We start from the raw sequence: 23,042 nt of genomic DNA, 5'->3' as shown, positions 1-23,042 counted from the left end.
CATCTGTATTTGCATAAATATTCAAAAACTATGGTCTAACATTGTAATTCAAGATGGACAATGCAACCACAGGGGCAGTTTCGGTACGTAATACACGTTCACCAATGCACCAACTCGTAAACCCAGCCTGATTGGCGGCCAGTATTTCCGCTTCACTTAAACCACCTTCAGGTCCAATCAGCAGAGTAATATCTTGACTCGCATCGTTCAAAGGATCGGTTTCATCTTTATTCGGTGCAAGCACGAGTTTAGTGTTTGGCAATGCAGATGCAAGCCATTTCTCTAAACTGATCGGTGCATGGATTTTTGGCACAATATTCATGCCGCACTGTTCACATGCTGCAATTGCAATACCTTGCCAATGGTCTAATTTTTTCTGGTCACGGTCATACTTCAAACGCATTTCACAGCGCTCAGAGGTCAACAGTTGAATTTCAGCAACACCCAGTTCAACCGCTTTTTGAATCGCATAATCCATGCGATCACCTTTACTCATTACTTGACCGAGTAGGGTGTGAATGGCAGGAGTCCGATTGCTAGGATTAAACGTCAATACCTGAACAGTCGCAGTCTTTTTCGAAACTTCGGTGAGTTCTGCGAGGTATTCACCCCCTTGTCCATTAAACAAGATGGCTTGATCGCCAACTTGGGCGCGAAGTACTTTACACCAATGATGAAAAACAGTTTCCGTCAGTTCAATCTGGGTTTCAACCGCTAATTCAGCTTCAATATAAAAACGTGGCATAAAGTACAACTCGTCTAAGTCAGGATTAAACTAAACCAAGGTCAGTCACAAGCTGACGGGTTGGATCAGTGGTGTTCATGGTGTAGAAATGCAAGCTCGGTGCACCGCCAGCCAGTAGACGCTCGCAGAGTTTGACCACAACTTCGTGACCAAAAGCTTTAATACTTGCAGTATCATCACCATAGGTTGCCAATTGCTTACGAATCCAGCGTGGAATTTCAGCGCCTGTGCCATCAGCAAAACGAATCAGGTTGCTGGCATTGGTAATCGGCATAATGCCGGGTGCGATTGGGATATTCACGCCTTCTTTTTGAATGCGCTCTACAAAGTAGAAATAGGCATCTGGATTAAAGAAGAACTGGGTTAAACCAGCATTCGCTCCTGCATGGGCTTTGTCGCAGAAACGCTGGATATCTAAATCAAAACTTTCTGCTTGTGGGTGCATTTCTGGATAGGCCGCCACTTCAATATGGAAGTGATCCCCCGAATGCTCACGGATAAAGCGCACCAAATCTGTTGCATAAGGCAGTTCACCTAAACCGACTTGTCCAGACGGTAAGTCGCCACGTAAAGCCACAATACGGTCAATACCTTGGTCTTTATAGATATCAAGTAATTCAGCAATACGGGCTTTGTCATCACCAATACACGATAAGTGCGGCGCAACCGGTGTGCCTTTACCATTGAATTCAGCAATCGCTGCAAGCGTACGTTCACGAGTTGAACCGCCAGCACCATAAGTAATAGAGAAGAACTCTGGGTTTAATAACTGTAGTTCTTGGTGTACGACTTTAAGTTTTTCTGCACCCGCATCAGTTTTGGTTGGGAAAAACTCAAAAGAAATTGGAACTTTTTTGCTCATCATCAAATCCTTTTTTATAAATGCTTTTTATTTAGGCCTCTCCCTATCCCTCTCCTAAAAGGAGAGGGAACTTTCCATATAAGTTGAATTAATCATGAAAAGTCCCTTCCCCCACCGGGAGAAGGCTAGGATGAGGGGGAATATAAAACTTAGTATTTATAAGCGTCAGATTTGAATGGACCTTCAACAGCTACACCTAGGTAGTCTGCTTGTTCTTGCGTCAATTGAGTCAAGACACCGCCAAAACCAGCAACCATTGCTGCTGCAACTTCTTCATCTAATTTCTTAGGAAGAAGTTCTACACGAATTGCTGCTTGTTTTTGATCTTCTGGAAGATCCGCAAATTTTTCAGCGAATAAGTGCATTTGACCAAGTACTTGGTTGGCAAAAGAACCATCCATAATACGTGATGGGTGACCTGTTGCGTTACCAAGATTCACTAAACGACCTTCAGAAAGAAGGATCAAGTAGTTATTTTCATCTTCTGAACGGTAAACTTGGTGAACTTGTGGCTTCACTTCAACCCACTTGTAACCACGGAGGTAAGCCGTGTCGATTTCAGTGTCAAAGTGACCAATGTTACACACCACTGCACCTGCTTTTAATGAATCAAGCATTGCAGCGTCACATACGTGGTAGTTACCAGTAGTCGTTACGATTAGGTCAGTGTTTTGAAGAAGGTCAAGGTTGATGTCTTCTTTCTTACCAGTCTGTACGCCATTTTTGTATGGAGAAACAACTTCGTAACCGTCCATGCATGCTTGCATTGCACAGATTGGGTCAACTTCAGTTACACGTACAATCATGCCTTCTTGACGAAGTGATTGAGCAGAACCTTTACCTACGTCACCGTAACCGATCACAAGGGCGCGACGACCAGATAAAAGCATATCTGTACCACGTTTGATTGCATCATTGAGTGAGTGACGGCAACCGTATTTGTTGTCGTTTTTAGACTTTGTTACAGAGTCATTTACGTTGATTGCAGGAACTTTTAAAGTACCGTCACGAAGCATTTCATACAGACGTTGAACACCTGTCGTTGTTTCTTCAGTTACACCATGAATTTTTGCAATCACTTCAGGATATTTTTCATGAACAAGGAGTGTTAAATCACCACCATCATCCAAAATCATGTTGGCATCCCAAGGTGTGCCATTTACATTGATTTGTTGTTCAAGACACCACATGTATTCTTCTTCAGTTTCGCCTTTCCAAGCAAAGACAGGAACACCAGAAGCTGCAATTGCAGCAGCAGCGTGGTCTTGAGTTGAGAAGATGTTGCATGAAGTCCAACGAACTTCTGCACCCAATTCAACCAATGTTTCAATTAAAACAGCAGTTTGAATGGTCATGTGGATACAGCCAAGGATTTTCGCACCTGCAAGTGGTTTTGCAGCAGCATAGCGCTTACGAAGACCCATTAATGCTGGCATTTCAGCTTCAGCAAGTTTGATTTCTTTACGGCCGTAGTCAGCTAGAGTGATGTCAGCAACTTTATAATCTGTAAATGAAGCATTAACCGCGTTCATTACGATCTCCTTATAAATACAAAAATTGATCATTATGTTCGCGGATGCCGTTGTTGATTAGAGCGAGTGTCTAACCGAATCGTCGAGCCTAGCGATTTCACATTTGTGTACCTGTGAAAAAGTCGCAGCATCCCTCGACTGCGAGATATTGTACTTGGAAATTGATTTTGTTCCAATCTGTAATTGGTTAATATCTGGCTGATAAGAAAAATTTGAGATGATTCAATGAGTAATAGTTTTAAATATCAAATTAAAGAATGGTGCGATATTAAAGATGATTATCAAAATGGCAGCCTGATCATTGGTAACGGTGCAAGTATGGCACTGCACTCCAAATTTGGATTTAGTTCATTAAAAGAAGAAGCTGAAAAATTAGAGTTGTTTAATCATGATATTTCCAAACTGTTTAATGAGTTTGAAACATCTGATTTTGAACTAATCCTTCGATTAGTTTGGCATGCAAAATTGATTAATGAAAAACTGCAAATAGAAGATAAAAAAACAAATCAGGCTTATGAAAATATAAAAAATGCACTCATTCAAGTTGTACGTGAAGTACATTGTTCTAGAGATCAAATTGTAGATCAGTTACCACAGCTTTACGAGTTTACAAAGTGTTTTAGCACGATTGTTTCTCTAAATTATGATCTGTTGTTGTATTGGATTCGAATGTATGGCAATGATTTGAAAATCAATAATGATGGACATATTTTTAAAGATTGTTTTATTGGTGGTGGTGTATTCGATCATGATTGGGAAAAATTTCAGAAGCCCTATAGAAGCGAAAAAGCAATTACCTTGACATTTTATCAACATGGCAGTTTAGCTATTTTTAGAGATATTTTTAATACTGAAAAAAAGCTAAAAGCTTTAGAGGATTCAAAATTATTAGATACGATAACTCAACATTGGACAGATGATAAAATTCCTTTATTCGTTGCTGAAGGCACGGGAGAAAAGAAAAAGGAATCTATTAAAACGAGTCCATATTTAAGTACGGTTTTTTACGAGGTTTTACCGTCACTAATTAAAGATAAAACGAATTTAGTCATTTATGGATGGGGAATGGGGCAACAAGAGTCTCACTTGGTTGATCAAATTTTTAAGCATAAATTAAGTGGTAAAATTGCAATTTCTACTTACTCTAAAGATCAATCAGAGTGTCATCGTATTTATACTGAAATAAATAAGTTAGCTCCACAAGTTGAGGTGGAATTTTTTGATAGTCAAAGCTCAGGTTGCTGGAATAATCCTTGAGTTTAAATCTGTAAGCTTTATCATCCGCCCATTATATCTTGAGATCAAACCTATGGCTTTAGAGATTCCTGATTCCTTGCTGAATCTAGAAGCAAACTGCGGGGTCTTTGCAGTTTGGATGTTGTTGCAACATCATGGTGTGCATATCGACATCGAAGAGCTAATCAAGTTATGCCGACATGATCGTCAAGATGGAACTTTTACCATTGCTTTGGCGGTTGCTTTAAAAAAGATCGGCTTTAAGGTGTCATTTCATAGCGATCTAGATCCCAATATTGACCGAACTGAGCGTCAAAGTTATACCGAAGCCAAAGCGTTGCGGATTCCGATTGAACCTGCATTGAGCTATGCCCAAATCCAAAAAGAAATTGCGCAGGGAAACATGGTGATTGTGTACTACGACACTTTAGATGAAGTGGGTAATCAATCCTTGGTGTATTCGATTGATGATCAAGCCATTTATTTCTTTGATAATTTTGAGTCAATGCCTGCCTTGGTTTTTGAACAGCAGCGTAAAGCGGAAGGCATTTGCCGACAAGCGATTGTGATTAATGATCGTGGTGTTCAGCTTCAATCGACTGTACGCAATTAGCAGATTTTGAAGATTCCAAGTTTGATGTATTTTTATGTGTAGCCATCAAGCTTGGAATGCAAAAATAACCGTTTGGCAATTTAATTGAGATAGGATTGCTCACTAACTAAAATTCGGGTCTGCGGAATTTTAAGCATTAATTTTCTTCTTTATTCCATTCTTCGAATAATGCATTCACCCAAGGGGTCTGACCGTTGTTGATACGATAACTTTCTAATTCTTTGAATCGACCATTCTCCATCAGATAATAAACCAGCTCGCATTGTTCATGATCGCCTTTGCGACTGCCTGTACCTATTAGCAAGCGACTATCAGCTTTGAATTTGATCTCTCTCGATGAAAAACCATATTGTTCGGAGTAACAGTCTCGGAATGAGTCGGGTAAATAGGCGGTTGCACCCGTTTTCGCATCATACAGTAAACCTGCGACACATCCGCCACCACAGCCATAAGTTTCAACGCCATAATGACCGGCAAAATTAACAGGCTGTTTTGAAAGTTCAGTCATTAAGGTTTTATACAGTCTAGTTTCTTTATTCAAAACCACAGCATGGTTTTTGCCTGTATACGCCTGCGCTGGATAATCTTGAAAGGTGGGATGCGCAAAGAGTGTACTAGAAATCAGCAGTGCAGATATGGCGAAAAGCGATTGTTTAGCTGGCATTTGAGTCCCCGAAATGGCGTGATTTTAAATAAATTCAATATAGTATTAAACGATAGATCAGCAAAATTTGAATAAGATAAAAGGATAGAGAATGTATAAATGGCAGTGGTGCAGTATATGGGTAAGTGCCTTGATAGTGGTGAATGCCTATGCCAATGATAGTACAGGTTTTGTGGAGACTGGAGGCGTTGAATATTTGCATAATCCCAAGATTGCGATGCAGAGTGAAGACTTGTTTATTAGTAAAAAGCAGATTCGGGTGGCCTATCAGTTTAAAAATTTGACTGACCAAGACATCGAAGAAACAGTTCTGTTTCCATTGCCCCGAGTCGGTAGTGCTAGGGAGAGCGATTTTGCCGATACGGAAGGGCTGATTCAAAGCTTTCAGATTAGGCAGCAGGATAAGCCAGTACAACCCAAAACGCATGTGCGGGCTTTTTTGCCAGATATGCGTCAGTCCAAGCATGACTCGGCAGACTATCCGCTGATTGATGTCACGCCTCAACTCAAAGCGTGTGGTTTATCTGAGATGGATTTGATGTATCCGTGGATGCAAAATCAGGATGTTAAAAAAATCAGCCAGAAGATGCTGCAATGTACAAATCCAAAAATACAACAATTACTCCAGTCCTATCAGCAAGAGGATGAAGTCTATTGGGAAGCACAGGTGGTTTATAGTTGGCAGCAACGCTTTAAAGCCCATGCGATCACGCATATTCAGCACCAGTATCAGCCCTTGGTCGGTGGTTCGGTTGCGCTCTATCCAGAGCAAGATGAACAAACTTATTGTATGGATTCATCCTTCAAAGCGGGTTTAAACAAGGCGAAAGCGCAGCAGGCACCGTATCAGGCGCTGGGCTATATTTTAACTACGGGTGCTAACTGGGCGAAACCGATTGCAGATTTTAAGCTTACGATTGAGCGTGATGTGGGGGAATTGGTCTCGTTTTGTTGGGAAGGCAAGGTACAAAAGATCAGTTCAACTCGCTTTGAAATTCGGAAAAAGAATTTTGTGCCAAAACAGGACTTGAATATTATTTTTGTGAATACCAAATTTCGCTTTGAATAATAAAAGATTGCCCATCATCGAGATGGGCATGTCTAAACTTAACTGAATTGTTGTGCCTTAATGGACCATTCATCCGCTTTGGCTTCATCAACTTCCACGCCCAAACCATGTGCATAGATACAGGCTAAATCACGCATTGCTTGTGCTTCACCGAGTTCTGCGGCTTGTTGTACCAAAGCCACTGACTTGGCGATATCTTTTTCCACCACATTGCCACGACGATAGAAACCTGCAAGTTCTAAAATTGCAGCAGGGTGATTCAAAGCGCTGGCTTGTTTTAGCCAGTGATACGCATGTTCAAAATAAGTGTTCGCTTCTTTAGGGTCTTCTTCTAACAGCTCTTTGGCATAAACCACATAGCCTTCACCCAACCAGTACATGGCTTCGACATGACCATTGCCCGCAGCCTTTAAGGCCCACTCTTCGGCAAGTTCTATATCTTGCTCAGCTTCACTTTGCATATATAAATTGGCTAATTCAAATTGAGCTTCAGCATTACCTGCTGTCGCACGATTTATGAGTTCCGCTGAAATAGAAGGAAGTTGGGACATAACAACACCAGTACACGAGCAATAAAAAAGCCAATCGGAAGATTGGCGCTAACAGTATAACTGAAAATCGCACTTTTGTACGCTATGGAAAATATAGTTGTTTGTGTATGGCAAATTAAATCAGGAGGCATGCGACACACATCGAGCTTTAATCCCACTTGAGATTTATCAAGAACTTCCTTCACAATGTCTGAGTATGCGCATCATCTTGATAAGGATTAACCTGTGCTGAAATTAATTTATTATGTGCCAGAAAGTCATTTAGAAGTCACCAAACAGGCCATCTTTGCTGCAGGTGCTGGGGGAATTGGCGATTATGAACATTGTGCATGGCAAGTGCTTGGTATGGGGCAGTTCAAGCCTGTGAACGGTGCTAATCCATTTATTGGGCAGTTGAATACACTGGAGCAAGTCCCTGAATGGCGCGTAGAAACGATAGTGCCTGAAGTGCAGGCGCAAGCAGTAGCACAAGCACTGAAAGCCAGCCATCCTTATGAAGAGCCTGCGTTTGAGTTTATTCAAATCTTGGATATTTAGCCCAAATCGCTTTTCCAAACTAAAATGAGATACACGGAAATGTCATCTGCAATTACTTAAGGCAGGATGAATTATGAAAAAAGTTTCTGTAATACACTGACATATCGAGGGTATTTGACCAGTTTTGTAGATCTTGCACTGCTATAGTTACACCTCAGCTTTTGCCTACTTTTCCCGAAAGAAAAGTAGGTCGAACCAAAGGCTAGTCCAGTCATTAAAATCTTATTGAACAGATTCCATCGGCAAAGCCCTTAAAGTTTTTGAATAAATAGTTCGCGGTCAAAGCGATATTGTGGGAAAAACACACCATCTTTCGCACGTTCACCTGCGGCTATTACCATGACTGGGTATTGTTGCTCATTTAATTGTAAGATTTTTCGCACCATGGGTTCATCAAAACCCTCCATCATACAACTGTCAAAACCATAGGCTCTTAATGCCAAAACCAGATTTTCACAGGCCAGCGCAGTGGTTTTGCTTGCCCATAATTTGGCATCTGCGGGGGTAAAAGCAGTGACAGGAAGTTGTTTGTTAAAACTCCGCGCTACTTTAAAGGCAATTTTTTTTACATTCCCTAAGGTATTGAAATAGCCCGTTTTATAATTGTACGGAATCACGCGATAATATTTCTGAACTGCTGGTGGGGTTTCGGGAAATGGAAATTCGCTAATATTACGTTTTGCCATATCATCTAAACGGTCAGTACGGGCAATGCAGACTATCAGTTCAGCCGCTGTTTTGGCCGCCAATTGATTTAAACAGGCTTTGACCAATTGCTTTTTCTTGGCAGGGGTCTGCACCAGATAAAAGGTCCACGGCTGTAAATTGGAGGAGTTCGGTGCAAGCAAAGCTAAATCTAAGCAGGCATCTAAAACGTCACTTGGAATTGCCCGATCCGTAAATTTTCTGACCGAACGACGGCTTTCAATGACTTTTCTGAAGTTGTTAATATCAATATCTTGTGGAGCAGGCTCGTAATAGCGTTTTTTGCCTGATTCATCTGTAATGTAATGGGTTTGATCTGAATGAGTCATAGGTTTAATTCAGCGATGAAAGACTGTTTTTAGAATATCGTGTGCTAAGTCGGAGCGATGTTGTTTTTACGTGAGTTGCGTTGTAAATAAGGGGCATGCAGCCCCTTATTAAGTCTTAGTTAAATTGAGAAAAATCAGGTTTACGCTTTTGCATAAATGCTGCAATGGCTTCGGCCATTTCAGGAGAAGACACGCGCTTCATAAAAATTTCAGCTTCATGGTCAATACAGTCCACGATGCTCTCTAAGTTATGCTTCATCAGGGCTTTGGTTTGGCGTAAAGATGCCAATGGTAAGGCCGCTAAGGTTTGTGCCTGTTTAAAGGCTGCTGCATAGACATCTTCTTCAATGCTATTGACTAGACCCGCCGCAACCGCTTTTTCGCTGTTGAATTTCTGCGCCGTGAATAACAGTTCTGCCGCTTTATGATAGCCTGCTTGTTGAATTAACAATTGGCTGGCAGCACCTTCAGGTGAAAGCCCCAAGCTCACAAATGGAATTTGGAATAATGCCGTTTGGTCACTATAAACCAAATCTGCATGTAATAAGATGGTGACCCCAATGCCAATGGCAACACCACGCACTGCGGCAATTAAAGGTTTAGAAAAACGAGCCGCGGCTTTTAATACCACAAATGGTGGTGCATCGCCTGACTTGCCTTGTAAGGGTGACTGAATAAATTGCATAAAGTCCTGCATGTCATTCCCAGCAGTGAAGTCGGCATCTTCACCACGTAAAATTACCACACGCACATCTTGAGACTGATCCGCTTCATTGAGTGCTTGGGCAATCCATAAATACAAATCACCATACAGGGCATTTTTAGCTTTAGGACGGTTGATGGCTAAAGTTAAAATCCCGTTATCTAAATTTGCATTTAAATGTTCATGTGGTTGTTGAATACAACTGAGCGTCATCGTACTATCCTTGCTTTAAAATTTAATTAAATTTTATGTGCCATTATGTCGTATCTTGATGAAGAAGGGTGCAACTGATGAGTTCATAAAAAAGTTCAGATTCTATGAAGCATACATTTGATTATCTGGTTTTTATTGGGCGTTTCCAGCCATTTCATATCGCGCATATGCGAACCATCCAAATTGCATTAGAGCTGAGTGATTATGTCATTTTGGCTTTGGGTTCGGCACAAATGGAACGCAACATAAAAAATCCATTTACCGCACAAGAACGTGAACAGATGATCTTGTCGAATTTTTCTGAACAAGATGCGGCACGGATTCGTTTTGTGCATGTGATTGATGTCTATAACGATAAAAAATGGGTGAATTTGGTCAAGACCTTAGTCAATGGTATTGTCCAAACCGAAGATAAAGTCGGCTTGATTGGGCACTTTAAAGATGAGTCATCCTATTATTTAGAGTTATTTCCAGAGTGGGACATGGTGGAAATTGACAGTCTAGAAGGGGCGATGTCGGCAACTCCAATGCGCGAAGCTTTTTATCGTGGTGAGATCTGGGAAGAGGCGTTCCCTCAAGGCACCATTGAGTTTTTACAAAAGTTCAAACAAAGCGTGATTTATCAACAATTGCAACACAAATACCACACCGAAGATAAATCTAATCTTGAGTAAACTATAAGCTCAGTACCTCAATTGAGGGAATGGGCATGCGAACTCACTCTGCATATGATGATCATTCAGGCATACATCGGATTAAGCTGTGTATGCTTTCCTGCGCACTATTGTGCTTCGCAAATGTGGGGCATGCCTCGACTTGGCAATTAACCTCGAATTCTGAGGTCGGCTTTCATATTGATTCATTTGGCATGAATTTGGTGAAGGGCCGCTTTAACACAGTGCAATCGGCATTGGAGTTTGATCTACAGCAACCTGAACGTGCCACTGCACAGGTGGTGTTGGATATTAATAGTGTAGAACTGAATAAACCCAGTTATAAAAGTATGGTGCTGGGACCTGATTTGTTCTATGCCGAAAAATATAAAACCGCGACCTTTAAAAGTACCCAGTTTAAAGGACTCGGGGGGCATGACTACCAAATTCACGGCAACCTGACGTTACGTGGTATTACCCGTCCAATTACTTTCAAGGCCAAAATGAGTCCGCGGCAGGGCAATCCAGATTTAATGGATCTGGAAGCCTTTACCATCATTCGCCGGAGTGATTTCGGTATGAAAAAAGCTTTGGGCGGTATTGGAGAAAAAGTCAATATTCAAGTGGTCGGGCAGTGGAGAAATCTGGATTAATCCCTTAGTCATGCATCTTTTAGGGCTAAAATGAGGTGTTCAGTTGTTGGTTCATATAGCTGGGAGCTTGTTGCAAAAGGGTTTGCGTGAGTTTAGCCAGTGCGAGCGATTGTTGTTTCCAGTGGTGCCAATAGACCGGTAGATCGATGCTTAATGCTGAAGAAACCTCGACTAATTCACCTGACTTTAAATAGTGTTGCGCCTGAAAATCAGGAAGCCAGCTATAGCCTAATCCCATCACCGCCGCATCCAAAAATGCACTGGAAGATGGCAATAAAAAATGCGGATATTGGTTGGGATTGAGCCCAAATTTTTGCTGAATATAATCAATATGCATATGATCTTTTTCATTAAAAATTAAAGCCGGTGCAAGGCGTAGTGCATCGCGGGTCACCCCTTGACTAAACCAACACTGAGTAAATTCTGGTGTCGCCACAAAGCGGTAATGCATGCTGCCTAAATATTCTGCAATACAGCCTTTCATGGCTTTGGACTCAGTGGTTAAACAGGCATTGACCAAGCCAGCCTCGAGTAGATGATGAGTCTGGGATTGGTCATCCACCTGAAAATGTAGCACGATGTTGTGTTCAACAAGATAGTTTTTGAGTAAGGGTAATAGCCACGTCGCCAGAGAGTCAGCATTGGTGGCAATATTGATTTGATAAAATGCAGACTCGGCAGATTGTCCCGTCAGGTTTTGCATTAAATTATGTTCGAGCAAACGGCTATGTTGTAAGTAATGTAATAACGATTGACCTGCTTGAGTCACGCGGCATGGGCGTTCGCGTACAATCAATAAATGACCTAGCGTCTTTTCCAGACTTTGCACTCTGAGGGTGACGGCTGAAGCGGTAATATATAAGCGTTCAGCGGCCAAATCGAAACTTCCTGTTTCTGCCACCGCTAAAAAGGCATCACATTGCTTGCTGTTTAACATTTTAGATCTGTGTGGTTTAAATTTCCTTTTAGCATAAACTAAAAAATATTTAGTTATATTGATATTTTCTTAATTATATTTAGTTTTGTGCGAAAAAATTGATAATACGAGGAAGTTAAATCAATTGGGAATCATCATGCTACTACAAACGTATTTTCAAGGAATCGCGATCGGTTTGAGTCTAATCGTTGCGATTGGGGCACAGAATGCTTTTGTTTTAAAGCAAGGTTTAAAACAGCAGTCGGTGTTTTGGGTTTGCACCGTATGTGCTTTGTCTGATTCAATTTTGATTGTGTTGGGGGTAACGGGTTTTGCCGTTGTCATGCAGCAACATCCTGAAATTTTGTCGATTGCAAAATGGGCAGGGGCTTTGTTTCTGTTTTGGTATGGGATGCAACATTTAATCAGAGCATTCAAAGCCAATGAAGGTCTGCAAGCCAGTGAGCGTGAAGAAACCCAATTGAGTAAAGTTATTCTGGTGTGTTTGGCCTTAACTTGGCTGAATCCGCATGTGTATTTAGATACAGTCGTGTTGTTGGGTTCAATCTCTACTCAATTTGAGCACGCTAAACTTTATTTTGCCTTGGGGGCGATTACGGCTTCTTGGTTGTTCTTTTTTAGCCTAGGTTATGGTGCACGTCTGTTAACGCCTATTTTTGAAAATCCGAAATCATGGAAGATTCTTGATGCTTTGATTGCGCTGGTGATGTGGGGAATTGCCGTGTCTTTAGTGCTGGGTTAATAGCAAAAGAAAATGCCGCTGCATGCAGATGACCCTATCTGATCATGAGCGGCATTTTTGCATTAAGCTTGCAAGGCTTTTAAATCTTCAAGCACTTGTTCAGCATGACCTGCAGCTTTGACTTTGCGATATTCTTTCACCAGCTTGCCTTGATGGAAAATGAATGTTGAGCGTTCAATCCCCATCACTTGTTTGCCATACATATTTTTTTCTTTAATCACGTCAAAGTGCTTGCACAGCACTTCCTCTTTATCACTGATTAAGTCAATCGTGAGAGATTGTTTTGTTGTGAAGTTTTGATGAGCTTTAACCGAGTCCCGTGAAACACCGAAAATAGTGGTATTTAGTGCATCAAACTGGTCTTTTAAATAAGAAAATCCAACCGCTTGTGTCGTACATCCAGGCGTGGAGTCTTTTGGGTAGAAATATACAATCAACCATTCAGTCGGTACTTCAGTTAAGTTGACTTCACCTGTTGTGGTGGGAAAGCTTTGATTGGGAAGTAGAATTGTATCCGTCATGGTTTATCCTTCAATCGGGTGTTGTTTTAGTTCAAGCGGTAAAAAGGCATAATTTTCGTGATAAAGAATAGCACTTTTTACAATATTCAGGGCATGTTTGAAAATGGGGCCATTAATCACGGTGGTATGGAATTCACCAGCCTCTCCACATGGATCTATGCCACGCGCTACCAGTTCTTGCACATAGTCGAGTGTGAGTACTCGGCCTAAATCTTCGACTTGCATACCCAGGTTTAGATTGACTGTCACAATGATGCTTTGAAATCCAAGTGCAATAAATTCATGCACAATGTCCAAACGCGGGCGTTGCCAAAGCGGCATGCATAAACTGAGCGAGCTTTTATCGCATACCGATTGATTCCATTCGGCATGTGCCATTAAGTCGATATCCCCAGTGACCAAGGTTTCCGCACCGAATGCCTTCGCTTGTTGTAGCAGTTGGATAAACTGACTTTCATACTCCTGCCATGTTGCCGAAGCGACAAAGATCGGGAGTCCGATTGCATCGGCCTGTGCATGAATGATATCTAAGGACATTCCATGAGAGCGTGACTTTAAGCCCTGTTCTTCCAGCATTACAATCAGCGCAACCGGTTGACCCATTTGCATGGCTTGGTAGAGAGCAAGGCTGCTGTCTTTGCCACCACTATAAGAAGCCACAAATTTTTGACCCTGCGCGTTAGTATTCCATTCAACCTGCATAATTAAGTTCTATCTTTTTTGCCATAGAAAAAGCCTGCATAAAGCAGGCTTGATTCACGCAGTGCGAATTATTTCTTCGCTTGAGCGTTTTTCATCGCTTCTTCAGTTAATGACTTTAATTTAGTGGTTAACTGAGGACCAAAACATGCTTGTAAGTCTTTATTTTGCTTTTGCACAAAAGCTAATGTGCTCGGGCTTTTCTTTTGGTTAATCGCGCTTTGGATTTCCCATTTTTGTGCATTGGTTAATTTACCATCTGCATCGACCGCACAAGTACAGTACTTGCTTACTTCAGCACTTGATAATTTATTACCTTTGGCTGTTTCTTCTTTACAAACATTAATTAACGCAGCTTTTACATTGGTGCTTTTATACGCTTCTTGTAGTTTGTTGGATTCTGCAGCATGTGAAGCTGTTGCGAATAATGCCGCAGCAGACACTAATGTAGAAAGAATAATGTTTGATTTTAAATTTTTCATAAACTGTACCCTGTAATTACGGTATGTAACGTGTTGGGTCTGCTACACCTGCGTCTTCAAAGCCTTGTTTGCGTAAGCGGCAGCTGTCGCATTTACCACAAGCACGTCCTTGGTCATCTGCTTGGTAGCAAGACACTGTTTGACTATAGTCTACGCCATGTTCAATACCCAAGCGAATGATATTTGCTTTGGATAAATGTAACAGAGGTGTTTCAAATTTAAGAGGTTTTCCTTCGACACCAACTTTAGTTGCCAAGCGTGCCATGTTGGCAAACGCTTCGATATATTCTGGACGGCAATCAGGATAACCAGAATAATCAACAGCATTGATACCAATCACAATCGCTTCAGCCCCAAAAACTTCTGCTGCAGCCAAAGCATAGGACAAGAAAATGGTGTTACGTGCTGGAACATAAGTTACAGGAATGCCATCTTGCAGCTGTTCTGGTACATCAATGCTATGGTCGGTTAAGGCGGAACCACCTAAGTTACTTAAATCAATATTAATAATACGATGTTCAACACCAGCACGTTGTGTTAACGCTTTTGCAGCATCAAGTTCTGTGGTAGAGCGTTGACCATACATAAAGCTAATTGCCATGCATTCGTAACGTGCTTGTGCCCAAGCTAAACAAGTAGTTGAGTCTAAGCCGCCAGATAACAAGACTATGGCACGAGTGCGCATCTGCAAATCTCCTAAATCTCTAAAAGCAATTAACGACCAGTTTCATCGTTCCACAACAGTTTATGCAGCTGAAGTTGGAAACGAACAGGGAGATGGTCTTCTAAAATCCATTGCGCTAAGTCACGCGCGAGTTGCGGTAAGCGTACAGCACCTTTTTCAACAGCAAAAGCAGGGGAGAACCAAACGGTACTGACTTTATCCTGTAGTTGGTACTGTGCAACTTGTAGTTTTGACCATTCGTAGTCTTCACGGTTACAAATCACGAATTTGATCTGATCGTGAGGCGTAAGATGCGCCAAATTGCTGATCAAATTACGGTGTTCTTCACCCGAAGTTGGGGTTTTTAAGTCTAATACTTTTGAAACACGGGGATCGACCTTAGCAACATCTAAAGCACCACTGGTTTCTAAAGAGACTTCACAACCTAAATCGGCCAGACGCGTCATTAAAGGTAATGCATTGGGTTGTGCCAATGGCTCGCCACCTGTCACGCAGACATAAGGCGTTTGAAAGTCTAGCGTAGTTTCAATAATCTGTTCGAGCGACTGGCGCTCGCCACCTTCAAAGGAGTAGGTGGTATCACAATAGGTACAACGTAGCGGACAACCAGTTAAACGGATAAATACCGTCGGCAGTCCTGCTGTATTTGCTTCACCTTGTAATGAATAGAAAATCTCCGTGATGCGTAAGCCCGCAGCCGGATCAGAAACAGGAATAGCCGAAGATCGGAGAGTATTCATAGCACAAGATAACCACATGATAGAAAAATAAAAATCTCTACGATCATGCCTGACCGTAGAGACCGAAAAGCATTTTGAAGAATTAGTCTTCGCGTAATAATTCGTTCAAGCTGGTTTTAGCACGAGTTTTCGCATCAACTTTTTTCACGATAATTGCAGCATATAAGCTGTAAGTACCGCATTTAGATGGAAGGCTACCAGAAACAACCACAGAACCTGCTGGTACACGGCCGTAGTGGATTTCGCCAGTTTCGCGGTCATAAATCTTGGTTGATTGACCAATGAACACGCCCATTGAAATCACAGAACCTTCTTCAACAATCACGCCTTCAACGATTTCAGAACGTGCACCGATGAAGCAGTTGTCTTCAATAATCGTTGGGTTCGCTTGTAATGGCTCTAATACACCACCGATACCTACGCCACCAGACAAGTGAACGTTTTTACCGATTTGTGCACATGAACCTACAGTTGCCCATGTATCAACCATTGTGCCTTCATCTACATAAGCACCAATGTTGACATAAGATGGCATTAACACCACGTTTTTCGCTTGGAAGCTGCCTTTACGCGCAACTGCTGGCGGTACAACACGTACGCCTGCAGCTTTGAATTGCTCTTCAGTCCAACCAGAGAATTTAGTGTCTACTTTGTCATAGAAACGAAGATCACAAGACTCAATTGGTTTGTTATCGTTTAATTTGAACGATAACAAGACTGCTTTTTTAAGCCATTGATGTACAACCCATTCGCCATCGATTTTTTCAGCAACGCGTAATGAACCGTTGTCTAAACCAGCGATAGCTTGTTCAACAGCATTGCGAATTTCAGCAGGACAGTCCGCTGCTGTGAAATTGGCACGGTCTTCAAAGGCTTGTTCGATAATTGTCGAAAGCTGAGACATGATCTTCCTTCCAAAAAAATTTTGAAGATTTTACACTATATTTGCTCAAAAATAGATGAAAAATCGTCTTAGCATCGGAATTTATAATTAAGACAGTTAAGTAAAAACCTATGTTAAATTGTATAAGTTGTTAAACAAATTAGTGTTTGCAAACGATATTTCATGAAATATGTATCAAAAGTTAACACAAACCTAGCAAATTGTTCATAAAAAGTACCGATGTTCTGGTCTAGCATGAGTTCATCAAAACAACTTCACGATTAAAAGTTTAATCTTCTGAGGAGACCAGTAATGAAAAAACTAAGTTTAATTGCGATTGCAACTACAATGACCGCTTTTGCAGGTACTGCAATGGCAGAAGAACCAGTCATTAATGATGGTCGCGTTTCTAACCAATTAATGCCAACTTCTGTTCGTGCTGAGGCTGGGACAACAGGTTATGGTGGTGCAGTCACTTGGACCGCAAACCCTTATGTGGGTGTAACCCTTGGTTATAATGGTGGTGATGTTTCTTGGTCAGATGACCTGTCTGTAGATGGCGTGAAATATGACATGGACATGAAAAATAATCTGACTTATTTAAACGCTGAAGTACGTCCTTGGGGTACAAGTTCGAACATGTGGGCAAATTCTCTTTACATGGCAGCGGGTGTTGGCTATGTCGATAGTGAATACACGCTCAAATCTAAAGCGGGTAGTGGCAGTATTGAAATTGATGGCAAGCAAACCGACTTTAAATCTGTAACGGGTAAAGTTAACTATAACAATGACATTGCACCATACTTGGGTCTAGGTTTTGCACCTAAAATTACTGACCGTGTAGGTGTGTTTGGTGAGGTTGGTGCTTATTATACGGGTAATCCGCAAGCCAAATTGACTGGTGTGGGTGGTACAGCCGCAGATCAAGAACTACTTGCTGAACATGAGCGTAATGTTGCTAATGATGATAAATATGAATGGATGCCAGTAGCGAAACTGGGTGTAAGCTATCACTTCTAAGAGCTAGCTTAGAAATAAAAAAACGGGCTGCATGCCCGTTTTTTTATGCTGATAGACAACGTCAACTAAAAGTGATGTCCAATTAAAAGTGATGTCCAATTTTTCCACCAAAGACCCATGCATCATTCTGATTGACCGAATATAAAGTCGCAATTTTTCCTTCCGCCTCACGATCCATAACGGTTTTGGCTTTGTTAAAGCGTAAATATTGGGTTCCGAAAGCCATGAAGGATTGGGGTTGCCAGTAGTAGAGTGCACCTAGACCAAGTCCGTAATAACCATCAACGGGGCTTAATGTAGACGCCGTATTGCCGCTGCCAGAATCCCAGCCTAGATCAAGGGTAGAAACCCAGCGTGGGCTGAATTGATGGGCAATGCCAATTTTTCCAGACCATTGATCCTCTTGATATTTAATCATTTTGAAGGAACGAATTTCAGGAGCATATTGCGCGGCACTTGCGATGATGGCAGCGAACTGAGTGGGCTGAATGATATAGTCACTCCAATCGACCCAGCGGAGAGAAGCATAAATCAGATTTTTCTGCGAAATTCCTGTTTGAAAATCCAGATTGACAGATGCTGGTGTTTGAATGGTAGTTTTATCCGCCGTAGTAAAGCTAATGGGCTGGTTTTGAATAGATTCGTTCACATGAACTTGGTGTTTTATGGCAGAACGATAGCTCAGATTGCTACGTAATGCGTACTCGGGGATTTGATAACTTAGACCAGCAAGCCAACCTACTGCATGATCTTTTTTAAACTCGGCACGATAACCATTTAAAAAAGAAAAACTTTGTCCGAATACTTGTAGTTCGCCTTCAAAGCTTTGTAGAGCCAGTCCGGAGTAGATTTGCCATGAGGGATTCGGTTGATAGCCAAAAATGGTGGTGATATTTTGACTGTCAAAATTGATTTCTGTGGATTCAATCTCGATGGGGCCGATCACGGTCTCAGGACGATAATGATATTGAATGTCGACGCCAAAAGGCTGATCGAAAATCAGCCCGACTGCAATCTTGGGATGTGGTTGAAACTTGAGTGCTGCTTGTAGAAAATTTCGGTCTTCGACAAAATTACCAGTAGAAAAATCGGTGACGCCTATCTCGGCTAAAACATCCTGATTTTGCACTTGTCCGGAAATATCGGCATTTAAATGTGCAACCGTTAATTCAGCATAATTGTCTTTTTCAAAAAAGGAGCCAAGGGATTGTCCAGATAATTCCATCCCTCCCGCCTGAACTGAGGAGGGAAGAAAGATGATGGCTGAGGTCAAAGAGCTGATTTTCCACATGAAAACATACCTAAAATTATGATGAATTTACTGATTGTTCTAATGTTGGTGCGACTCATTGTGTGGAATTATGCAGAATGAAGCAAGATGATTATGTTGTTCTGACTAATTGTATAACTTGTGAATTTGGTTGAAATTAAAAATTAGCAATAAAAGGAGATAATCCTTAGATTATCTCCATCCCATATTGTTGCTTAGTCTTCAGGATAAGCGATTTTCTTTAATGCTTTAATATCGGTTTCAGGCGAGCAAAGGGAAATAAACTCGTAACCATAGCCACGGAGTAAATGGCCTTTACGTACTGCAAGCCATGTGGTGTTGACGCCAAAAATATCGGTTTGGATTTGCTTTAAGCGGTAGTCACGTTCAGCATCATAAGCCACGTTATTGACAATCCCGACCCCCATACCGAGCTCTACATAGGTCTTGATGACGTCGGCATCAAGCGCAGACATCACAATATCAACATTTACATGTGCTTCTTCAAAGGCTTTGTCGATTTTAGAACGCCCCGTAAAACCGCCATGATAGGTAATTAACGGATATTGTGCCAAATCGGTCAGTTCAATTTTTTCTTTTTGTGCCAATTCATGTTGTTTAGGCGTAATAATGCAGTGCTGCCAGTTATAAAACGGCACGCTGGCTAAATTTTCTTCTGTAGTGAGTGATTCGGTAGCAATACCAATATCGGCTTCACCTTGTAACAACATTTCAGTAATTTCAACAGGGCTGGCTTGTTGCAAAATTAAATGCACTTTCGGGAATTCTTTTTTAAATAAATTCACGATCGGTGGCAGGACATAACGCGCTTGGGTATGTGTGGTGGCAATGGTTAAAGTGCCTTCATCGACTTTATTAAAGTCATCTGCTAAGCGTTTAATGTTGTCCGCATCTACCAGCATGCGTTCTACAATTCCGAGCAGGGCTTGTCCTGGCTCGGTCAACCCCAGGAGACGCTTGCCTTTACGGATAAAAAGCTGTACCCCTAATTCATCTTCTAAATCTTTAATATGTTTACTGACCCCAGATTGAGAGGTGTATAAAGCCGCAGATGCTTCGGTTAAATTGAAGTTCTGTCGCACTGTTTCTCGAATAATTCTGAGTTGTTGGAAATTCATTTCTCTATACCTTAAAGCGGGTGAGGTGGCGATGCCTCACCTAAATGTCTCTATGCGACTTGATTTTCGAATAAGTGTAATGCAGTTGCGCTTAACCAAACAGTTTGATTTGGTCTAAATTGATGTAATTTTGACTCTTCTGGGCTAAGCGTAATTTCAATCAGGTTGCCTTGGCGGTCTTGTAACTCGGCCAAAACTTTGCCTGCAATCCAGATTTCACGTAAAAACGTGGCTTGAATGGCATTGTCTTTGGGCTGAGTATGAATGCGTAATTCATTCGGGCGGGCAAAGGCTACAACATTGCCATGCGGTGCATGTTTTGCTGTATCTAAGAGAATACGATCTTCACCCAGTTGAATAAGCCCTTGATGGTGGTGACCTTCAAAACGGTTGGCTTGACCCAAGAAGTCGAACACAAAGGGGGTTGCGGGTTGTTCATAGACCTCACGTGGAGAGCCGATTTGTTCAACATTACCTTTGTTCATCACCACGATTTGATCGGCCACTTCTAGCGCTTCCTCCTGATCATGGGTCACAAAAATCGAGGTGATATGTAGTTCATCGTGTAGGGTACGCAACCAGCGACGGAGCTCTTTACGGACTTTGGCATCCAGTGCGCCAAACGGCTCATCAAGAAGTAATACTCGGGGCTCAACCGCTAAGGCACGCGCCAAGGCAATCCGTTGACGTTGTCCGCCCGAAAGCTGTGCGGGGTAACGATCTGCTAAAAAGCCAAGCTGAACCAAATCTAATAATCGAGTGACCCGCTTCTTAATCTCTGCTTCGGAGGGACGCGTTGCACGAGGGCGTACCCGTAAACCAAAGGCAATATTGTCATACACGGTCATGTGACGGAATAGCGCATAATGCTGAAACACAAAGCCGACTTGGCGCTCACGAACGTGAATATCCGTTGAATCTTGGCCTTCCAAAATAACTTGTCCAGCATCAGCAGATTCTAGACCTGCAATAATGCGCAGTAGTGTCGTTTTACCGCATCCTGAAGGGCCTAACAAGGCAACCAGTTGGCCTTCTGGAAAGTCTAAAGAGATATTTTTAAGTGCATGGAATGCACCAAAGTGTTTTTCAATATTTTTAACTTGAATACTCATATGCTTATGCCTACTTAATTTGTTGAATGGCTATTAATTTGGTTTTGCTTTTCCTGACGGAACTCGACCCATGTTTTTAAAATCAGCGTCACAATGGCCAGTAAAGCCAATAAGGAAGACACAGCGAAAGCCGCACTAAAGGTGTATTCGTTATATAAAATTTCGACATGTAGGGGCAAAGTATTGGTTTCTCCACGAATATGTCCAGAGACCACGGAGACCGCACCAAACTCACCCATAGCGCGGGCATTACACAGGATGACCCCATAAATCAGACCCCATTTGATGTTGGGGAGCGTTACTTTCCAAAAGGTTTGCCAACCTGAAGCACCAAGAACTATCGCAGCTTCTTCTTCCTCTGTCCCTTGAGCTTCCATCAGCGGAATCAACTCGCGGGCAACAAAAGGAACGGTAATGAACACGGTTGCTAGCACAATCGCTGGAACGGCATACAAAATCTTGATGTCATGATCGAGTAACCAGTTGCCCATCCAGCCTTGTGTCCCAAAAATCAGGACTAACATTAATCCGGCAATGACAGGGGAAACCGAAAATGGCAGGTCAATTAGGGTGGTCAAAATCGACTTTCCACGAAAATTAAATTTAGCAACGGACCATGCTGCAGCCACACCAAACACAACATTGAGGGGTACTGCAATTGCTGCTGTTAATAAGGTCAGTTTTACCGCAGATAATGTGTCTGGATCGATTAAAGCCTGAAAATAAACCGCAACGCCTTGCTTGAAGGCTTCAACAAAAACCAGAATCAAAGGCAGGATTAAGCAGCTTAAAAAGAAGATTAAGGCAATACTGAGTAAGGTGTAGCGTACCCAGACCGGTTCACGGGTCGCGTCACGAGACTGTAACTGTTGTGCTAGGGCATGACTGTTAGTGGCTAAGCTCATATTGCAGTTCTCCCTGTACGACGACTTGCCCATGCTTGTAATAAGTTAATTAAAAACAGCAGGGCAAAAGAAATTAACAGCATCACGACGGCAATGGTTGTTGCACCGGCATAATCGTATTCTTCTAAACGCGAAATAATCAGCAACGGTGCAATTTCAGTTTTAAATGGCTGATTACCCGCAATAAAAATCACAGAACCATATTCACCAACGCCGCGGGCAAAAGCCAACGCAAAGCCTGTGAGCAAGGCAGGGAACAAAATGGGTAAAATCACTTTGCTCACAATTTGCAAACGGTTGGCGCCTAAAGCGGCTGCCGCTTCTTCTAGCTCGGTTTCTAAGTCACTTAAAACCGGTTGAACGGTACGGACCACAAAGGGTATACCAATAAAAATCAGGGCAAGGGTGATCCCGATGGGGGTATAGGCCACTTGTATTCCTAAAGGATCCAGATATTGTCCAACCCAGCCTGTAGGTGCATAAAGTGATGTTAAGGCAATACCTGCAACTGCTGTTGGTAAGGCAAAGGGTAAATCGACCAAGGCATCGACTATGCGCTTTCCAGGAAAATGGTAACGAACCAGACACCAAGCGAGCAGTAGTCCAAAAATCACATTGATGACAGCTGCAATGAGGGCTGCACTAAAGCTAAGTTGTAGCGACTTTAAAATTCGCTCTGAACTTAAAATTTCCCATAAACCTGCCCAACCAATATCAAGCGATTTGATAAAAACTGCTGAAAGTGGAATCAGCACGATTAAAGATAAATAAGCGAGGGTAAAACCTAGCGAAAGTCCAAACCCAGGCAGCACTCGGGATCGCTGCGACATGACAATTCCTCA

27 protein-coding genes are annotated in these 23,042 nt (G+C 42.0%); 8 read left to right on the top strand and 19 right to left on the bottom strand.

Annotated elements, in window-relative coordinates; all coding sequences use genetic code 11:
- Positions 1 to 28: 28 nt before the first annotated feature.
- The 3 genes from ACX17N_RS01120 to ahcY form a co-directional block, all read right to left on the bottom strand.
- Entirely contained in the window at positions 29 to 745 is a 717-nt protein-coding gene (locus ACX17N_RS01120) for a 16S rRNA (uracil(1498)-N(3))-methyltransferase (RefSeq protein WP_458890750.1), read from the bottom strand.
- A 25-nt stretch (positions 746 to 770) separates the two neighbouring features.
- The gene (metF, locus tag ACX17N_RS01115) at positions 771 to 1,607 is read right to left on the bottom strand and encodes a methylenetetrahydrofolate reductase [NAD(P)H] (protein ID WP_241624069.1); all 837 of its coding nucleotides are present in this window, start codon (positions 1,605 to 1,607) and stop codon (positions 771 to 773) included.
- A 149-nt stretch (positions 1,608 to 1,756) separates the two neighbouring features.
- The gene (gene ahcY / locus ACX17N_RS01110) at positions 1,757 to 3,139 is read right to left on the bottom strand and encodes an adenosylhomocysteinase (protein WP_458890749.1); all 1,383 of its coding nucleotides are present in this window, start codon (positions 3,137 to 3,139) and stop codon (positions 1,757 to 1,759) included.
- A 225-nt stretch (positions 3,140 to 3,364) separates the two neighbouring features.
- On the opposite strand from ahcY, the gene ACX17N_RS01105 reads away from it, so the two are divergent.
- Together ACX17N_RS01105 and ACX17N_RS01100 are read left to right on the top strand one after the other, a co-directional pair.
- On the top strand, positions 3,365 to 4,396 hold the full coding sequence (locus ACX17N_RS01105; protein ID WP_458890748.1) for a DUF4917 family protein: 1,032 nt from the start codon (positions 3,365 to 3,367) through the stop codon (positions 4,394 to 4,396).
- Between the two features lie 52 nt (positions 4,397 to 4,448).
- Entirely contained in the window at positions 4,449 to 4,988 is a 540-nt protein-coding gene (locus tag ACX17N_RS01100; protein WP_458890747.1) for a cysteine peptidase family C39 domain-containing protein, read from the top strand.
- A gap of 136 nt (positions 4,989 to 5,124) precedes the next feature.
- Here ACX17N_RS01100 and ACX17N_RS01095 read toward each other — a convergent pair whose 3' ends face one another.
- Complete coding sequence (locus ACX17N_RS01095; RefSeq protein WP_458890746.1) at positions 5,125 to 5,652, bottom strand: hypothetical protein; 528 nt, start codon at positions 5,650 to 5,652, stop codon at positions 5,125 to 5,127.
- A gap of 91 nt (positions 5,653 to 5,743) precedes the next feature.
- On the opposite strand from ACX17N_RS01095, the gene ACX17N_RS01090 reads away from it, so the two are divergent.
- The gene (locus ACX17N_RS01090; protein ID WP_458890745.1) at positions 5,744 to 6,721 is read left to right on the top strand and encodes a DUF4424 family protein; all 978 of its coding nucleotides are present in this window, start codon (positions 5,744 to 5,746) and stop codon (positions 6,719 to 6,721) included.
- A 38-nt stretch (positions 6,722 to 6,759) separates the two neighbouring features.
- Here the strand turns inward: ACX17N_RS01090 and ACX17N_RS01085 are convergent, their stop codons facing one another.
- Positions 6,760 to 7,272, bottom strand: coding sequence for a tetratricopeptide repeat protein (locus tag ACX17N_RS01085; RefSeq protein ID WP_458890744.1), 513 nt, complete (start codon positions 7,270 to 7,272; stop codon positions 6,760 to 6,762).
- A gap of 225 nt (positions 7,273 to 7,497) precedes the next feature.
- Between ACX17N_RS01085 and ACX17N_RS01080 the strand changes: the two genes are divergently transcribed.
- A complete protein-coding gene (locus ACX17N_RS01080) occupies positions 7,498 to 7,809 on the top strand; it encodes an NGG1p interacting factor NIF3 (protein ID WP_458890743.1) in 312 nt (103 codons plus the stop codon).
- A 251-nt stretch (positions 7,810 to 8,060) separates the two neighbouring features.
- Here ACX17N_RS01080 and ACX17N_RS01075 read toward each other — a convergent pair whose 3' ends face one another.
- Together ACX17N_RS01075 and ACX17N_RS01070 are read right to left on the bottom strand one after the other, a co-directional pair.
- Positions 8,061 to 8,843 carry a nitroreductase family protein gene (locus ACX17N_RS01075; RefSeq protein ID WP_458890742.1) on the bottom strand — a complete coding sequence of 261 codons (783 nt, stop codon included), beginning with the start codon at positions 8,841 to 8,843 and terminating at the stop codon, positions 8,061 to 8,063.
- Positions 8,844 to 8,958: 115 nt separating this feature from the next.
- Positions 8,959 to 9,759, bottom strand: a complete 801-nt coding sequence (locus ACX17N_RS01070) for an enoyl-CoA hydratase (RefSeq protein ID WP_458890741.1) — start codon at positions 9,757 to 9,759, stop codon at positions 8,959 to 8,961.
- 104 nt (positions 9,760 to 9,863) lie between these two features.
- On the opposite strand from ACX17N_RS01070, the gene ACX17N_RS01065 reads away from it, so the two are divergent.
- Complete coding sequence (locus tag ACX17N_RS01065) at positions 9,864 to 10,433, top strand: nicotinate-nicotinamide nucleotide adenylyltransferase (protein ID WP_458890740.1); 570 nt, start codon at positions 9,864 to 9,866, stop codon at positions 10,431 to 10,433.
- 35 nt (positions 10,434 to 10,468) lie between these two features.
- Positions 10,469 to 11,065, top strand: a complete 597-nt coding sequence (locus ACX17N_RS01060; protein WP_458890739.1) for a YceI family protein — start codon at positions 10,469 to 10,471, stop codon at positions 11,063 to 11,065.
- A 25-nt stretch (positions 11,066 to 11,090) separates the two neighbouring features.
- On the opposite strand, the gene ACX17N_RS01055 is transcribed toward ACX17N_RS01060, so the two are convergent.
- On the bottom strand, positions 11,091 to 12,002 hold the full coding sequence (locus ACX17N_RS01055) for a LysR family transcriptional regulator ArgP (protein ID WP_458890738.1): 912 nt from the start codon (positions 12,000 to 12,002) through the stop codon (positions 11,091 to 11,093).
- 136 nt (positions 12,003 to 12,138) lie between these two features.
- On the opposite strand from ACX17N_RS01055, the gene ACX17N_RS01050 reads away from it, so the two are divergent.
- Positions 12,139 to 12,744 (top strand): LysE/ArgO family amino acid transporter, encoded by a 606-nt coding sequence (locus tag ACX17N_RS01050; RefSeq protein WP_458890737.1) that lies wholly within the window; start codon positions 12,139 to 12,141, stop codon positions 12,742 to 12,744.
- A 62-nt stretch (positions 12,745 to 12,806) separates the two neighbouring features.
- Here the strand turns inward: ACX17N_RS01050 and ACX17N_RS01045 are convergent, their stop codons facing one another.
- The 6 genes from ACX17N_RS01045 to dapD form a co-directional block, all read right to left on the bottom strand.
- Entirely contained in the window at positions 12,807 to 13,265 is a 459-nt protein-coding gene (locus tag ACX17N_RS01045; protein WP_458890736.1) for a peroxiredoxin, read from the bottom strand.
- 3 nt (positions 13,266 to 13,268) lie between these two features.
- Positions 13,269 to 13,967 carry a Dph6-related ATP pyrophosphatase gene (locus ACX17N_RS01040; RefSeq protein WP_458890735.1) on the bottom strand — a complete coding sequence of 233 codons (699 nt, stop codon included), beginning with the start codon at positions 13,965 to 13,967 and terminating at the stop codon, positions 13,269 to 13,271.
- Positions 13,968 to 14,035: 68 nt separating this feature from the next.
- The gene (locus tag ACX17N_RS01035; protein ID WP_458890734.1) at positions 14,036 to 14,446 is read right to left on the bottom strand and encodes a hypothetical protein; all 411 of its coding nucleotides are present in this window, start codon (positions 14,444 to 14,446) and stop codon (positions 14,036 to 14,038) included.
- A gap of 16 nt (positions 14,447 to 14,462) precedes the next feature.
- Positions 14,463 to 15,131 (bottom strand): 7-cyano-7-deazaguanine synthase QueC, encoded by a 669-nt coding sequence (gene queC, locus ACX17N_RS01030; RefSeq protein ID WP_458890733.1) that lies wholly within the window; start codon positions 15,129 to 15,131, stop codon positions 14,463 to 14,465.
- A 29-nt stretch (positions 15,132 to 15,160) separates the two neighbouring features.
- A complete protein-coding gene (gene queE, locus ACX17N_RS01025; protein WP_458890732.1) occupies positions 15,161 to 15,871 on the bottom strand; it encodes a 7-carboxy-7-deazaguanine synthase QueE in 711 nt (236 codons plus the stop codon).
- Between the two features lie 82 nt (positions 15,872 to 15,953).
- Complete coding sequence (gene dapD / locus ACX17N_RS01020) at positions 15,954 to 16,775, bottom strand: 2,3,4,5-tetrahydropyridine-2,6-dicarboxylate N-succinyltransferase (RefSeq protein ID WP_458890731.1); 822 nt, start codon at positions 16,773 to 16,775, stop codon at positions 15,954 to 15,956.
- A 291-nt stretch (positions 16,776 to 17,066) separates the two neighbouring features.
- On the opposite strand from dapD, the gene carO reads away from it, so the two are divergent.
- On the top strand, positions 17,067 to 17,774 hold the full coding sequence (gene carO / locus ACX17N_RS01015; protein ID WP_458890730.1) for an ornithine uptake porin CarO: 708 nt from the start codon (positions 17,067 to 17,069) through the stop codon (positions 17,772 to 17,774).
- Positions 17,775 to 17,856: 82 nt separating this feature from the next.
- Here carO and ACX17N_RS01010 read toward each other — a convergent pair whose 3' ends face one another.
- From ACX17N_RS01010 to cysT, 5 genes are all read right to left on the bottom strand, one after another.
- The gene (locus ACX17N_RS01010) at positions 17,857 to 19,065 is read right to left on the bottom strand and encodes an OmpP1/FadL family transporter (RefSeq protein ID WP_458890729.1); all 1,209 of its coding nucleotides are present in this window, start codon (positions 19,063 to 19,065) and stop codon (positions 17,857 to 17,859) included.
- Positions 19,066 to 19,259: 194 nt separating this feature from the next.
- Positions 19,260 to 20,183: a CysB family HTH-type transcriptional regulator gene (locus tag ACX17N_RS01005; protein WP_458890728.1), complete on the bottom strand. Its 924-nt coding sequence runs from the start codon at positions 20,181 to 20,183 to the stop codon at positions 19,260 to 19,262.
- Positions 20,184 to 20,233: 50 nt separating this feature from the next.
- Positions 20,234 to 21,295 carry a sulfate/molybdate ABC transporter ATP-binding protein gene (locus ACX17N_RS01000; RefSeq protein ID WP_458890727.1) on the bottom strand — a complete coding sequence of 354 codons (1,062 nt, stop codon included), beginning with the start codon at positions 21,293 to 21,295 and terminating at the stop codon, positions 20,234 to 20,236.
- A gap of 14 nt (positions 21,296 to 21,309) precedes the next feature.
- Positions 21,310 to 22,200 carry a sulfate ABC transporter permease subunit CysW gene (gene cysW, locus ACX17N_RS00995; RefSeq protein ID WP_458890726.1) on the bottom strand — a complete coding sequence of 297 codons (891 nt, stop codon included), beginning with the start codon at positions 22,198 to 22,200 and terminating at the stop codon, positions 21,310 to 21,312.
- Positions 22,197 to 23,030 carry a sulfate ABC transporter permease subunit CysT gene (gene cysT / locus ACX17N_RS00990; protein WP_458890725.1) on the bottom strand — a complete coding sequence of 278 codons (834 nt, stop codon included), beginning with the start codon at positions 23,028 to 23,030 and terminating at the stop codon, positions 22,197 to 22,199. Before cysT ends, cysW begins: the two co-directional genes overlap by 4 nt.
- Positions 23,031 to 23,042: the final 12 nt, after the last annotated feature.

It is taken from the genome of Acinetobacter sp. GXMZU3951 (assembly GCF_054457875.1).
The sequence above is the reverse complement of the archived record's forward strand: the minus strand, read 5'-3'. Positions and strand labels throughout refer to the sequence as shown.

Excerpts from the sequence above, each read along its gene's own strand:
- ACX17N_RS01120 (WP_458890750.1), bottom strand. The coding sequence starts at position 745 with ATGCCACGTTTTTATATTGAAGCTGAATTAGCGGTTGAAACCCAGATT.
- metF (WP_241624069.1), bottom strand. The coding sequence starts at position 1,607 with ATGAGCAAAAAAGTTCCAATTTCTTTTGAGTTTTTCCCAACCAAAACT.
- ahcY (WP_458890749.1), bottom strand. The coding sequence starts at position 3,139 with ATGAACGCGGTTAATGCTTCATTTACAGATTATAAAGTTGCTGACATC.
- ACX17N_RS01105 (WP_458890748.1), top strand. The coding sequence starts at position 3,365 with ATGAGTAATAGTTTTAAATATCAAATTAAAGAATGGTGCGATATTAAA.
- ACX17N_RS01100 (WP_458890747.1), top strand. The coding sequence starts at position 4,449 with ATGGCTTTAGAGATTCCTGATTCCTTGCTGAATCTAGAAGCAAACTGC.
- ACX17N_RS01095 (WP_458890746.1), bottom strand. The coding sequence starts at position 5,652 with ATGCCAGCTAAACAATCGCTTTTCGCCATATCTGCACTGCTGATTTCT.
- ACX17N_RS01090 (WP_458890745.1), top strand. The coding sequence starts at position 5,744 with ATGTATAAATGGCAGTGGTGCAGTATATGGGTAAGTGCCTTGATAGTG.
- ACX17N_RS01085 (WP_458890744.1), bottom strand. The coding sequence starts at position 7,272 with ATGTCCCAACTTCCTTCTATTTCAGCGGAACTCATAAATCGTGCGACA.
- ACX17N_RS01075 (WP_458890742.1), bottom strand. The coding sequence starts at position 8,843 with ATGACTCATTCAGATCAAACCCATTACATTACAGATGAATCAGGCAAA.
- ACX17N_RS01070 (WP_458890741.1), bottom strand. The coding sequence starts at position 9,759 with ATGACGCTCAGTTGTATTCAACAACCACATGAACATTTAAATGCAAAT.
- ACX17N_RS01065 (WP_458890740.1), top strand. The coding sequence starts at position 9,864 with ATGAAGCATACATTTGATTATCTGGTTTTTATTGGGCGTTTCCAGCCA.
- ACX17N_RS01060 (WP_458890739.1), top strand. The coding sequence starts at position 10,469 with ATGCGAACTCACTCTGCATATGATGATCATTCAGGCATACATCGGATT.
- ACX17N_RS01055 (WP_458890738.1), bottom strand. The coding sequence starts at position 12,002 with ATGTTAAACAGCAAGCAATGTGATGCCTTTTTAGCGGTGGCAGAAACA.
- ACX17N_RS01050 (WP_458890737.1), top strand. The coding sequence starts at position 12,139 with ATGCTACTACAAACGTATTTTCAAGGAATCGCGATCGGTTTGAGTCTA.
- ACX17N_RS01045 (WP_458890736.1), bottom strand. The coding sequence starts at position 13,265 with ATGACGGATACAATTCTACTTCCCAATCAAAGCTTTCCCACCACAACA.
- ACX17N_RS01040 (WP_458890735.1), bottom strand. The coding sequence starts at position 13,967 with ATGCAGGTTGAATGGAATACTAACGCGCAGGGTCAAAAATTTGTGGCT.
- ACX17N_RS01035 (WP_458890734.1), bottom strand. The coding sequence starts at position 14,446 with ATGAAAAATTTAAAATCAAACATTATTCTTTCTACATTAGTGTCTGCT.
- queC (WP_458890733.1), bottom strand. The coding sequence starts at position 15,131 with ATGCGCACTCGTGCCATAGTCTTGTTATCTGGCGGCTTAGACTCAACT.
- queE (WP_458890732.1), bottom strand. The coding sequence starts at position 15,871 with ATGAATACTCTCCGATCTTCGGCTATTCCTGTTTCTGATCCGGCTGCG.
- dapD (WP_458890731.1), bottom strand. The coding sequence starts at position 16,775 with ATGTCTCAGCTTTCGACAATTATCGAACAAGCCTTTGAAGACCGTGCC.
- carO (WP_458890730.1), top strand. The coding sequence starts at position 17,067 with ATGAAAAAACTAAGTTTAATTGCGATTGCAACTACAATGACCGCTTTT.
- ACX17N_RS01010 (WP_458890729.1), bottom strand. The coding sequence starts at position 19,065 with ATGTGGAAAATCAGCTCTTTGACCTCAGCCATCATCTTTCTTCCCTCC.
- ACX17N_RS01005 (WP_458890728.1), bottom strand. The coding sequence starts at position 20,183 with ATGAATTTCCAACAACTCAGAATTATTCGAGAAACAGTGCGACAGAAC.
- ACX17N_RS01000 (WP_458890727.1), bottom strand. The coding sequence starts at position 21,295 with ATGAGTATTCAAGTTAAAAATATTGAAAAACACTTTGGTGCATTCCAT.
- cysW (WP_458890726.1), bottom strand. The coding sequence starts at position 22,200 with ATGAGCTTAGCCACTAACAGTCATGCCCTAGCACAACAGTTACAGTCT.
- cysT (WP_458890725.1), bottom strand. The coding sequence starts at position 23,030 with ATGTCGCAGCGATCCCGAGTGCTGCCTGGGTTTGGACTTTCGCTAGGT.